The 12,751-nt window shown below is 31.0% G+C and carries 15 protein-coding genes; 14 read left to right on the top strand and 1 reads right to left on the bottom strand.

Annotation, left to right across the window (positions count from 1 at the left end):
• The 12 genes from BR66_RS24265 to BR66_RS0118500 all read left to right on the top strand — a co-directional run bounded on the left by BR66_RS24265 (nucleotide 1) and on the right by BR66_RS0118500 (nucleotide 10,508).
• On the top strand, nucleotides 1–612 hold the full coding sequence (locus BR66_RS24265; RefSeq protein ID WP_035796729.1) for a glycoside hydrolase family 73 protein: 612 nt from the start codon (nucleotides 1–3) through the stop codon (nucleotides 610–612).
• Between the two features lie 14 nt (nucleotides 613–626).
• A complete protein-coding gene (locus BR66_RS0118550; RefSeq protein ID WP_026884246.1) occupies nucleotides 627–3,200 on the top strand; it encodes a hypothetical protein in 2,574 nt (857 codons plus the stop codon).
• A 123-nt stretch (nucleotides 3,201–3,323) separates the two neighbouring features.
• Complete coding sequence (locus BR66_RS0118545) at nucleotides 3,324–3,728, top strand: nucleoside 2-deoxyribosyltransferase domain-containing protein (RefSeq protein ID WP_026884245.1); 405 nt, start codon at nucleotides 3,324–3,326, stop codon at nucleotides 3,726–3,728.
• 72 nt (nucleotides 3,729–3,800) lie between these two features.
• Complete coding sequence (locus tag BR66_RS0118540; RefSeq protein ID WP_026884244.1) at nucleotides 3,801–4,448, top strand: GNAT family N-acetyltransferase; 648 nt, start codon at nucleotides 3,801–3,803, stop codon at nucleotides 4,446–4,448.
• 11 nt (nucleotides 4,449–4,459) lie between these two features.
• Nucleotides 4,460–4,882 carry an SET domain-containing protein-lysine N-methyltransferase gene (locus BR66_RS24960; RefSeq protein ID WP_051624307.1) on the top strand — a complete coding sequence of 141 codons (423 nt, stop codon included), beginning with the start codon at nucleotides 4,460–4,462 and terminating at the stop codon, nucleotides 4,880–4,882.
• Between the two features lie 67 nt (nucleotides 4,883–4,949).
• Entirely contained in the window at nucleotides 4,950–5,591 is a 642-nt protein-coding gene (locus BR66_RS0118530) for a hypothetical protein (protein WP_026884243.1), read from the top strand.
• A 175-nt stretch (nucleotides 5,592–5,766) separates the two neighbouring features.
• Nucleotides 5,767–5,985 carry a hypothetical protein gene (locus tag BR66_RS0118525; protein WP_026884242.1) on the top strand — a complete coding sequence of 73 codons (219 nt, stop codon included), beginning with the start codon at nucleotides 5,767–5,769 and terminating at the stop codon, nucleotides 5,983–5,985.
• Nucleotide 5,986: 1 nt separating this feature from the next.
• Nucleotides 5,987–7,027, top strand: coding sequence for a DUF4417 domain-containing protein (locus BR66_RS24255; RefSeq protein ID WP_051624306.1), 1,041 nt, complete (start codon nucleotides 5,987–5,989; stop codon nucleotides 7,025–7,027).
• On the top strand, nucleotides 6,997–8,487 hold the full coding sequence (locus BR66_RS0118515) for an amidoligase family protein (RefSeq protein ID WP_026884241.1): 1,491 nt from the start codon (nucleotides 6,997–6,999) through the stop codon (nucleotides 8,485–8,487). Before BR66_RS24255 ends, BR66_RS0118515 begins: the two co-directional genes overlap by 31 nt.
• Nucleotides 8,488–8,574: 87 nt before the next feature.
• A complete protein-coding gene (locus BR66_RS0118510; RefSeq protein ID WP_026884240.1) occupies nucleotides 8,575–9,060 on the top strand; it encodes a hypothetical protein in 486 nt (161 codons plus the stop codon).
• 33 nt (nucleotides 9,061–9,093) lie between these two features.
• Nucleotides 9,094–9,831: a class II glutamine amidotransferase gene (locus BR66_RS0118505; protein ID WP_026884239.1), complete on the top strand. Its 738-nt coding sequence runs from the start codon at nucleotides 9,094–9,096 to the stop codon at nucleotides 9,829–9,831.
• A 56-nt stretch (nucleotides 9,832–9,887) separates the two neighbouring features.
• Nucleotides 9,888–10,508 (top strand): hypothetical protein, encoded by a 621-nt coding sequence (locus BR66_RS0118500; RefSeq protein ID WP_026884238.1) that lies wholly within the window; start codon nucleotides 9,888–9,890, stop codon nucleotides 10,506–10,508.
• Between the two features lie 360 nt (nucleotides 10,509–10,868).
• Here the strand turns inward: BR66_RS0118500 and BR66_RS25370 are convergent, their stop codons facing one another.
• Entirely contained in the window at nucleotides 10,869–11,036 is a 168-nt protein-coding gene (locus BR66_RS25370) for a ribbon-helix-helix domain-containing protein (RefSeq protein WP_084156558.1), read from the bottom strand.
• A 157-nt stretch (nucleotides 11,037–11,193) separates the two neighbouring features.
• Here BR66_RS25370 and BR66_RS0118490 point away from each other — a divergent pair, with 157 nt between their 5' ends.
• Both BR66_RS0118490 and BR66_RS0118485 read left to right on the top strand, forming a co-directional pair.
• The gene (locus BR66_RS0118490) at nucleotides 11,194–11,898 is read left to right on the top strand and encodes a hypothetical protein (protein WP_026884237.1); all 705 of its coding nucleotides are present in this window, start codon (nucleotides 11,194–11,196) and stop codon (nucleotides 11,896–11,898) included.
• A gap of 113 nt (nucleotides 11,899–12,011) precedes the next feature.
• A partial coding sequence (locus tag BR66_RS0118485) for a ParM/StbA family protein (RefSeq protein WP_026884236.1) occupies nucleotides 12,012–12,751 on the top strand: 740 nt, incomplete at its 3' end.

The raw sequence follows: 12,751 nt of genomic DNA, 5'->3' as shown, positions 1-12,751 counted from the left end.
GTGAAGAAAAAAATCATTATAAGTGGTATAACCTTTTTCTTTGGAAGCATATTTTTTATGCTTCTTTTTTTTACGTTGATTTCAGGAGGATCAGCAGACGCACAGTCAAATGGAGATCCATATGGCGGAATACAGCAAGTTATGCCAAATATGACAGAGCAGCAGTTTTTAGATGCTATGTCAAAGCCAGCCATAGATTCTTTCCATCAGTATGGTGTATTCCCGTCTGTTACTATTGCACAGTCCATTTTAGAGTCTGGTTGGGGAAAATCCGGGCTTACCAAAATTGCCAATAATTTATTTGGTATAAAAGCTTACAACTGGACTGGTCCTTCTGTATCAATGCAAACAAGTGAGGTATATAACGGCATGACAGAAACAATTGAAGATAAATTCAGGGTATATCCAACCTGGCAGGATAGTGTTATGGATCATGGCAAATTCTTAGCTGAAAATTCTACTTATAAAGATCATGGTGTTTTCAGTGCAAAAGATTATATAGCCCAGGCAAATGCACTTAAAGACGCAGGGTATGCAACAGAACCGGATTATCCAACATTATTAATAACTTTAATTAAAGAATTCAATTTAGATAAATACGATAAGCAGTAAAATGGGGTGATGATTTGAAAATTAATATTATTAAGTTAAAGGATAATTTTAATAATTTCTTATTGAAATTATCCTTTAAAATGCAGAAACTAACTTTTAAAAAGTTGTTTAGAATAACCTTGTGTATAACAACTCTTATAGTTATTACTAGTGTACTAGGAAATGCTGCACATGCTGCCAGTGTGGACTCAGGAATAAGTCCAATAGATGCCTTTGATAAATTAACTTCTGCCAATGGAAAGTGGCTAAATTCACAGTATAGAAATAATTACTACCTGGATATAAAAACCCTTGGAGCACTTGATATATTTGAGAAGGGAACAAACGGAATTGCAAATATATTATTTTACTTAATGAGTATGATTTCGTATATATGTGTTGCAGCCTTTTATTTTTGTTTTAATACTAATGTAGCAGATCTATTCAAAGATATAATTAACAACATGCAAGAATCACTTAGGGCGGGTATTTTCGATAATTTATTTTTAGTAGCTTTTATTTTTATCGCTATATATCTAGTTCAACAGCTACTAAAGAGAAATACTGTAGAGATATTTACACAAATACTTAAACTACTGTTTATTATTGTGCTTTCATTTCTTCTAACAACAGAAACAAGTGCTGTAATTACTAATTCAACTGAAATTGCAAAAACTATTGGAGCTAAAGCAGTTGTGGCCATAAATAATTCTGAAAGCACCCAAAGCTATGCTGCAGATGTTTCAGGTAATTTATGGTTTTCTTTAGTGCATGAACCTTGGCTGATGATGGAAGCTAATAATAAACTTACAGAGCAGGACCAGGAGAAAATTTTAAGTCAAGATTCTAGTTCCAGTGACCGTCAAAGTTATATAGATAACCTTAATAGTAAGGACAGTAGTATTTTCTCAAAAGATGCAGGAACAGCAAGGATAGCACAAACCTTTATTATATTGATATTAACCTTATTAAAGGCTGGAATATTGCTACTAATAGCCTTAGTGCAAATAGCGTTTCAGGTAATGGCCATACTTTGTATACTGCTTTCCATGGTAGCTCTTTTACTTGCTATGGTTCCACAACTTGGAGGCATGACTATAATCGAAAACTTGGCTAAAAGAATATTTGAAACACAGCTGGGCATTGTCATAACAACATTTATGCTTGCTCTTATGACAAAAATGGACTCTCTAATCATGATAGATTTTCAGAAGGCAACAAACTGTGGATGGCTTATTGCTTTAATAATACAAACATCTATATATGTTTGTATGTACATGTTTAGAAAGAAAATATTTAACTTAATAAGTATAGCAGGTAAAGGCATAAAATCAGGACACGTAATACCACAAAATTTTGTTCATAATAAATCAAGGCAATTTGCAGAAAAAACATCCAATGTAATAGCTGGTGCTCCAAGAGCTACTGCACATGCCGCAGGAACTGCTGTAGGATCTACAGCTAGTGTTGCTGCAAATGGAATTAGAAAAGTAGCCGACAAAGTAGGAAATGTATTTCCAAGTAAAAGACATGATGAAAAATCTGAAAATCCATCATCTGATTCTGGAAATAATTTAAATAATAATATAAAAGACAATAGTAACGAAAAAGGTAACCCTATGCCCAAAGATAAAGGAAATGACAAGGATAATAAGACTAAAGGAAATGGTCCCAATTTGAGAGCTAACCTAAATAATAAAAGTAAAGAAGGTAGCTCAAATGCATCACAGAGTGGAAGTTCTAATAGGAAGGACAGCAACGATATAAAAATTAATGACGGGACTAAGTTAAGACAAAATTCATCAAAAAATAATAGTGGTGAAAATAATGTAAAAGATACTACTGCTGTGGGAAGTTCGAAACTTAACAGAGTAAAAAATGATACTGGTACTGACAATACTAACAGTAATCCACAGGACAATGAAACTAAAGAGAGCAGGCCAAGTTTAAGAGATAACCTAAATAATAAAAGTAAAGAAGTTACCTCAAATGCGTCACAAAGTGAAAGCCCTAATAGGAAAGACAACAACGATATAAAAATTAATGACGGGACTAAGTTAAGACAAAATTCATCAAAAAATAATAGCGGTGAAAATAATGTAAAAGATACTACTGCTGTGGGAAGTTCGAAACTTAACAGAGTAAAAAATGATACTGGTACTGACAATACTAACAGTAATCCACAGAACAATGAAGCTAAAGAAAGCAGACCAAGTTTAAGAAACAGCCTAAATAATAACAACAAAAACAACAATAATGAAAGTGCACCAAATGTTAATCATGCTTCCACAAATAAGGCTAATTCAGATCCAAATATGGGCGAAAGAAATAACCTGAGAAGTAATTCACCAAACAATAGCAATACTGAAGAAGGGATGAAAAATAATTTTAAAACTACTAAAAGTGAATCTCCTAGCCAAAAAGCTAATGATAATACTGCAAAATCGGATACACCAGTGAATGGTAAAAAACCATTTAGACTGGATAATAATATAAAACCGAAGGCAAAGGCTAACCCTAAAACTAAATCAGATAATTCAAATAAAAGAGAAACTAAAAGTAAAGTTAACGTTACAGTTATTTCAAAACTAAATAAACCTAATAAATAAAGTATTATAAAGAGCTGTATCTACAGCTCTTTATTTGTTATTCAAACATAGATAAGAATAATCATACACGTGTGAAAATGAATCGCTTTTTGAAAAAATAAAAAGGATGGAGGAATATATAAAATGAAAAAAGTATTTTTAGGTGGAACTTGTAATAAAAGCAAATGGAGAGATGCAATAATAGCATTTTTGAAAATTGAATACTTCAATCCAGTAGTTGAAGTTTGGACTCCAGAGTGCCAAAAAGAAGAAATGGAACAAAGAGAAAATTGTGACTATTGCCTTTATGTAATAACACCAAGGATGAAAGGTGTTTATAGTATTGCAGAAGTTGCTGATGACAGTAATAAAAGACCATTTAAAACTATATTTGGTTATTTAACACATGATTTTGGTGACGAGCAAAACACTATCTGGTTTGATGAAGACCAAATAAAGTCACTTGACCAAGTAGGAACAATGGTTGAAAACAACGGTGGAAACTTCTTAAAAGATTTAAATTCAATAGTAGAATTTCTTAATAGTTAGTTCGTCATACAAAGATAAAAACCAGATATTATGAGAATTATGCGAAACAAAATGTTTAGGAGGAATTAAGATATGAGTATAGTAAGATTAGGTGCGAATGTTGGCAATGGATATACTAAATTTAATAATTTAAATAATAGCATAGAGTTTTATATTAGACCATTTATTACAGAAACTGACCTTTCTGTAATATGTGACATGATATATAAAAACTTTAATACAGATATGAATTATATTATGTCAAAGTATGCTAAAGTAGCATCAGAAAGCAATAAATATTGCTTTGTAGCTTGTAATTCTGAAGGTATTTTAGGATATATTCAATTTTCAATTTTCAATAAATTAGATTTGGTAAAAAAGTATCCAAAGGCACAAAGTTATTTGAGTTCTTTAACTGGTGATATTCTTTATATTTCTGAATTAATAGTATTACCTAGGTTCCGAAATAGTGGAGTAGCTTCGAATTTGCTGGAAGTTGCGAGAAAGGGTGGTATTAAAAATAGTTGCAGCAAGCTAGTATGTTTTGCTGTAAAAGATGGTGTCAATGGGATTGTAAATGCTAAAGGTATTCTAAATAGATCCAAGTTTAAGTGCATTGCTACTATAGTTGATGCTTGGAATCAAAGTGATTCCAAGGATAATGTAAATTATTGTCCAATTTGTAAGGGACATAGTAATATTTGCAAATGTGAAGGTGTTATTTATGAAAAAGAAATTTAGGGGGTATCTTTATGTTATTTGTAAAGACATTTTTAGGTAAGTCCTGTGAGGGGGGAATTGGCTTATTTGCTGGTGAGCAAATAAAAGAAGGGAAGGTGCTATGGAAATTTAGTGATTTGACAACAAAAGTTTGGTCAACGAAAGATTATGAAAATTTAAAAAGTAGTATCCCTGCTGTAAGTTTTGATAGTATATCAAAATATATTTATATGCACCGGTCAACCGGTTTGTACTATTTAAACTTAGATGATACTCGTTTTATGAGTCATTCAATTAATGCAACTGTGGTACATAGAATGGAAACTTGGTTAGATGTCCGTTATGCTGCACGTGATATTGCTTTTGGTGAAGAATTAATAGTTTATTATAATGAGATTTATGATGTTGATACTTTTGAGGATTACCTTAAAAAACATAATTGTGAACAATGTTGAGATTAGGTGCTGCAGCCTTTGAAAATATTGTTCATTAAATAAAATTTAGATTTATGGAGGTTTTTAAATGGAAAAAGTAATAAAAGTAAAATGTATAGATAAATTTACTTTGAGGAATCATGCTGAGACAGAAGTATTAGCTGAAGTGGAGGAAAAGGATTATGTTGCAGAATTACATGAAGAAACAGAAGAATATTTTGCAAAGGATGATCAAGGCAGAGAGTTTTTAGTAGGAGAAATTAACATTATTGGAGAGTTGGTTCTCCAGGATGGATTTAAGATGAGTAGTGATCGAGTTATTCTTATAAAGGTAGTAGATAAGTTAGGAACTCACACGCTTATGAGTAATTGTTTTGTTGTACAATGTTTAAAATGCAAAAAAGAAAGAAATTTAGTCGAGAGTGACATTAAAGAAAATCATAAAATTCTACCGGAAAAATGTGAATGTGGTGGAAAAAATGAATTTAAATATTGGCTAGATAGTGTATACACAGAAGATGAATATAAGGAACTAGAAAGAAAAGCTGAATTAAAAGAACAAGCTGTAGATTTATTCAGGAAGTATCCAGGAAATATCAACATAAATTTATTAAAACGTCATTTAAGAATAGGATTAATAACTGCAAATATGTTACTTGAGGCACTTGAAAATGATGGTGTAATCAGTCACTTAGGTGAAAATAGAAAGAGAACTCTTTTAAAAAGTTAATTCGTCTTTCAATCAATAAATCAATAAATCAATAAATCAAGTAATCTACATAGATTACTGTCATTAAGGAAATAAGAATAGCCCTGAAGATTATTACTCATGATCTTCAGGGCTATTCTTAGCATAAAGACACATGAATCATCAACTGATATTTATAACTGACGGAGGGAAATATATGAAAAAAACAAAAGAAAAAATTAAATGTGAATTAGTAGATATACAGCAATTTTTAAATTTAAGTAGAACTATTATTAGGCAAATTAAGCTTATTAAAAATTCGGATATTTCTGAAGAATACTATGAAATAACTAAGAATGCAGCCGCAAAGGTAGCTAACGAAATTGAAAATTTTAGAATAAACGACAGAAGGTCTTTAGCGAAGGAGCTTAATTAATATGAATGGATTATGCAATAAGAGATGTAGTAAATGTGTTGAAAAAGGCACTTGTGGCGGATGTTCTTTGTGTGAAGCTTCAATATGCAATAAAGGATGCAGCAAATGTATGGTTCTATGTGCTAAAAGACCAGAATCTATTCCATATATTAATTCAATTGGCGGAACAGGGATAGTGTTAAAGAATAATAGAGAGATTAAGTTGAGCTCCTACCATATCCCAGTACTGCCGGATAGAATGATTAATATTCCTAAATATGAAATGATGCCTATAATAGCCTTACATGGGGGTAACATGTTCGCTAAAAATGGAGAGAAAATAAATAAATCATATTTAGAAAAAGGATATTGTAAAGCCCTTAATATAGATACAAGAACAGAAGCAATAGTTGAGTTCTATGTAAAGGATCGAACGTTAGAAGGCTTCTGGGATAAAAGAAAGGTAATATATGATGAGCTAAAAAAAATGAACGTTAAGGCTGTAATAACGCCAAATTTTTCAGTGTATGAAGACGTACCACGGATAGACCATTTATACAACATTAAGAGATCAAGTGTTGTATACAATGAAATGATAGATGAAGGAATAAATGCTATTCCTGATATAGTCTGGTTTACAAAAGAAGATTTAGATAGATGGATTGAGGCTATAGGCAAAAGTAATATAAAAACAATAGCATTCTCCTTTCAGGTAGTAGGCGTGCAATTAAAAGCATCTAACATATGGCAAAGCTATCTAACTGGTTTTAGGTATATATGCAAGAAAATAAATAAGGACATAAAAATTATAACTATAGGGGTGAGCTCAACACAGCGTATTGAGGAAATTTTTAAAGCTGCGAATGGCCATGAGATATATGTACTCAATCAAGCAAGAGGCGTTATATCTGAGGCTAGATTGAGTGATACAACCACGTCTAGGGACGATTTGTTGGAGAAAAATATAATATATTTCAATGAATTTTATGCCAAAATGAATGAAATTTACAGAAGAGAAGGTGAAGTTAAGGTATGCCAAAATCCAGAAGAAATAATACACTAGCTTCAGGTGGAAATACATCAGGAGGAACTTCAGGAACAGGGACAAGTAATGATATTAATGGCGGAGCTGCCATAACTACTGAAAATGCAGAAATAGTACAAAGGGTAGAAGATAGATTAGATGGGGTGCGAACAATTACTGTTAATATAGAGTCCAGGACAAGAAGACAAACTGAAGAAGTACAAGTAACGCTTGATCCTAATAGAAGGGATATTGCTCGTGTAGCATCTGAAAGTGGTAATACCTATGAAGTAAACCATGAAGAACAAACATGCACTTGTATGCACTATATAAGCCATGAGGATGGATGTAGACATATTGATGCTACTAATACAGCGATTGGTCAAATATTAAATGAAAGAGTAGTTGGAAATGACAATGGAGCTGATGCAGCAGGTAATAGTGTATTAGAAGGACAAGAAAATGTTGATGAAATTAATGAGGCAGATAGAAATACTTTAAGCTTAGATCAAGAAGATGATGGATTCTTCTACGAAGATAATAAGCAAACATTTAAATCAATGATGCAAGGAGAAATGGAAGAAGTCCCTTATGAATATGAAAATGTTTTGAATGGAAGTAAAATCACATTTGGTGTAGAACTTGAATTTGTTGGTGGAAATGCCCATGCAATAGCAAGGGAACTATATACTTTAGGTATATGTGCAAATGCTCAGAGAGTAGGGTATCATGCGCCTAGTGTTGAAGGAAAATGGAAATTAGAAAGAGACTCATCAGTATCTAGCGGAGACGAGGGCGGTGAACTTGTTTCTCCAATTTTAAAGGATACTCCAGAAACATGGAAATCTATAGAAAAAATATGTGAAGTAGCAAAGAGACATGGAGCAACAGTTAATAGCAAGACAGGCGCACATGTGCATGTAGGAATGGAGCCATTAGACACAGCAAAACAACGCTGGAAAAGATTTTTTAAATTAATCGGAAGATATGAGGAGTCTATATATAGGTTTTCAGGTGGGGACTTAGGAAGAATACGAGAAAATCATGAACATTATGCTATGCCATTCGCTGATAGAGCTAGAGAAGCATCAAATATGAGATTTAGAATGGAAAGTAACGATGATGTTAATAGATTAGCTGATTCAGTGTGTGGTACAAGGTATTATGGGATAAATTTGAGGAATATAGCAAACTATAATGCACCTAATACTGTGGAGTTTAGATATTTTAATGGTAGCTTAAATGCAAAGCAAATCCAGGCAAATGTAAAACTAGCAAATGGAATTGTAATGGCATCAGAGAAGGCTAGAACACATGAAAGTGAAAATTATAATACTACGGATACAATGAAAAGAAGGGGTGAAATGCTTAATAATTCAGTTGAAAATGTGAGAAGAAGAGATGAAACCAGCATGAGAAAATTGATAGATATAGCCTTCACAAGAAAAAAAGATAAAGATGCAGCTATAGAAGTATTTTCAAAAAACACATGGCGATAAAAAAAATTGTTAAAATTCATTGATATATTACAATTTTAATGTTATATTATAATAAATTATAACATTAAAGTTGAGAGGTGCTTGTCAATGGAAATAAATAAAGATTGGATATTACAGCATGGATTTCAATATAAAATAGATTTCAATAATTCAAAAAATAAATCTGTAGGTATAAGTAAGGGCAATGCTGAAAAACTTTTTCAGACACTATTTAGCGAGGAAGATTTGAAAAATATTTGGAAAGCAAAAAAGCTAACTTGTGCTGAATATACAAAGGTTTTGGTTGATGCATACTTTGAAAAAATATTAGATGAAAATATATTGGCCATAAGCATAGCTGTAATAGAAGAAAATAGCTCTTTAGATATAAGGGACGTTGCTACTCAGAGGCTAGTTGGTAAAAGAAGAAAAGAAACAGTTTTTGAGTTAAAGGAAAAAACACATGTTGTATTTAGAAGTGAAGATTATGATGTAGTTGAGTGGATGTTATGTAATAGAGAAGATATAATACTAAATTTTTTAGAAGAAAATAGTAATAAAGTAAGTCGGATTAAATCATTACTTAGAGATTAGTAATGATTTAGCACATCGGCGGGAGGCGAAAATATGTGCATGTTGTTAGGATTCTCTGCAGATAAAAGATATGAGATAGGAAAAGTGGCAGCTAGTTTTTTTAGAAATAGTAATAGACATCCCCATGGTTGGGGAATAGGGATATATGATAATGACCTGACAATGATTAAACAACCTTGTGCTGCGTATAAAAGTGAATATGCTAAGAATATAACAGCATTTATCTCTGCTAGATTAGCAATAGCACATATTAGGTATGCCACGGTTGGAAAGAAATCATATCTAAATACACATCCTTTTATCCAGGATATAAATAATACAGAATGGCTATTGGCCCATAACGGAAGCATACCTTTAAGTGTTTTGAATACTGTAAATGGGTATGGCGAGACTGATAGTGAACGAATACTCGCATACTTAGAAAAAGAGCTAAGCAATGGCTCTAAAACTGTGGATATAACAGATATAAACGTAAAAATAAAGTGTATAGAAAGTATGATACTGAATCTTTCTCAATATGGGAAATTAAATCTTTTAATAAGCGATGGAGAATATTTGTATATTCATTGTAATTATATAAATTCACTTTACATTTATAGAGCTAAAGGATTAGTATTCTTTTCAACAAAACCATTAGTGGATGTTTTGTATAGGAATCAGTGGAAAAATGTACAGCTTAATACTCTATTTGTTTATAAGAATGGAGCAAAAATTTATCAAGGGAAAGCTCATGAAAATGAGTATATAAAAAAAGAAATCAAACTAGCATAAGCTGTGGCAGGGTGCTCTGTATCTTGTACACTAGATAATTATAGAAGGTGAAAATAATGAAAATAACAGATCAAAGCAGGATAATTAAAAATCCTGAAAATCCAGAAGAAACAAGAGTACCAGTTATGCCTTTATTAGTTTTATTAGGAAATGAAATAATTGGAGAAGCAAAAAGTCTAAGAGGTGCAACAGCTATAGTAATTGGCACTGAATATTATGACACTGAAAACAATGAGGATGAATGGCATTATAGAGTAGAACATGCACGGATAGAAGCAATGAGAGCCTTAGCAGCAGGCTTAAATATAAAAATAATGGATAATAACTTAGGTGAAATTAAGAATAACTACGCTGCATCTGAAGACGATCCAGACTATGAAGATGACACAGAAGAAAATGAATCAATGAGTATTTCAGTAGAAAATGAAAAAACATTTTTATTATCCCTGGTACAAATAGGTGCAATAAGAATTATGGAAAGAGAAGACAGCTGTATATTTAATAAAGAGCTAACTGATAGCTGTAACTGCGGAAAATGTACGTTAAAAAAACAAAATGGAGAAGGAAATATTATTTGTGACGTATATGATGCTGTTAGAACTGAGACAGAAAGTTGCATGTCCGGAATTGTTGGATCAGTTAAAGAATATGTGGGGGGGGAATATAAAGTGATTTGATTGCTAGCATAAAACATATAAAAAAATTGATCAGAACACTAAAATGATTAAACACTGGATTAGCCTTCCAGTGTTTAATCATTAAATCTTTTTTAGCAAAAATTCTATTTTTAAGTCTAACAGTGTTTTTAGTAATTTAACAATATTATGTAACAATCATATCAGCACCAGCATATTAAAACCATAGGTTTGAAAATCACACATTGAAAACGAACATACTTAGTAAGACTATAGTTAATAATAATATATAAATAATATATAAACAACAACTATATACCTAAAGGTATATAGTAAAATACTGGGGCCGTTTTGTCATGTATAAATTTATATAAAAAATAAGGTAACTATAAATTAGTCACCTTATTTTTTATATTCTTTCTCTAGTAGAATTATAGCTTTATCTAGTAATTTGCTTAAAGGAATAGATGTTTCTTTTGATAATTTCTTCAAGCTTTCTAATAGATTTTTATCGAAAGAAGCAGTATATCTTTGTCGAGTCGTTAAATCATCATTGCTTTTTTTATCCATATGAAATCCTCCAATAATACTTATATACCTATTATAACATAACTTAACTAAGTTTGATTATTTCTATAAAAAAGCACTTGACTAAGTTTTACCAAGGGTGTATTATAAAAACACAACTTAACTAAGTTTGACTAAGAATAACCAAGGAGGCAATAACATGAATACTAAAGGATTCACTAAAATAGACAATCTAATAATCTTTGACTTAGGACTATCTCTTGAAGCCATAGGTCTTTATGTTAAGCTACAACATTTGGCCAGTATAGATAATTTTTCTATCAAAAGAGCATACATTAAATCTATTAGCGGATATGGAGAAACAGCCTTTAGGAGAGTTTGGAAGGAGCTAAAAGATAAATGTATACTCCTAGAAACAAAGACAAGTAACAAGGGTAGATATGAATATTCATACATTTTAAAAACTAATCATAATACTGGCAAGGCCATTAGCTCAACAGAAGAAAAAAAGCCTAAACATAATGATAGTGATGGGAATACTCCTATAAATGGACAAATGTATATTGATGATATTTTAGGAAAACAGGAAACAATTAAAAATGAAAATGTTGAAGTAGTTGCAGAAACTACAGGGTTTAATAAGTGTCAATCAACAGAGCTTTTGAAAGAAGCCAATAATGATATTAACAAAGTAGCTGAATGCTATCAATACTCTCTTAGCCAGAGAGGTGTAAAGAATATATTCAGCTATACCAAATGGGCTATAAAAAACAATAAGTCACTTATTAATAAATCACAAAATAATGAAAAAACTAATTTTGCTGACTATCCACAGCGACTTTATGACTATGATAAATTAGAACAGGCATTAGTATATGGAGAACAATATGAGTTACCAGGCTAGGAATGGAGTGCGATATTTGCTTGAATACATAAGAAAAATTTAAAAAATTTTTATACTAAAGATTGTAAATTGTATATCGGAAAAAACTAATAAAATATGTGGAGGTTTTAAAAATGAATAAAGAAATACAAAGTACAGTAATTGATTTGGGAAACTATTTTATAAAATATATTGGAACCAATAAAGGCAGGTTTAGTAGTAAATATACTACAGACTATCAAAGTTATCAAGACAGCTTTCAACGTGTAGAGATTGATGGATTTATAACATACTTAACCATTGGGGAATTTTCAAAGGAATATGATAAAACCAATAAGGAAAATTTTATACCACAGCTAATGTATGCAATCATTAAGGCTAACAATGAAGATATTATTAAAACCAACTTATGTTTAATGCTACCCATAATGCAAATGGCTAATAAAAATAAGCTATTAGATATAATAAACAAACATAAGAATATAAAATTGAAATTTAATGGCAAGGATAAAGATGTGACTATAGAAGATACATTAATATTACCAGAAGGATATAGTAGTTATTTTTGTTTAACTACAGAACAGAAAAAAGGCGATATATGCATTATAGATTGTGGAAGTAGAACAGTAAATCTTGCTATGTTTCAGAATGGAAAAGTTGTTAAATTGCAGACTATAAAATTAGGCTCTTATGATTTCTATACTAAAATAAAGAATATAGAAAATAAGGATTATAGTGAAGAAGATATACAAAGGCTTATAGATAATAAAATAATTACTGTACATATTAAAGAATATGTTCCATTTTTAAATAATATATTAAATGCTATAAAACCATATGCTAATCTAAATACATATAAAGTGTATTGGACAGG

The organism is Clostridium akagii DSM 12554 (genome assembly GCF_000686725.1).
Taxonomy (GTDB): Bacteria; Bacillota; Clostridia; order Clostridiales; family Clostridiaceae; genus Clostridium_I; species Clostridium_I akagii.
This window is presented reverse-complemented; position numbering and strand designations above follow the sequence as displayed.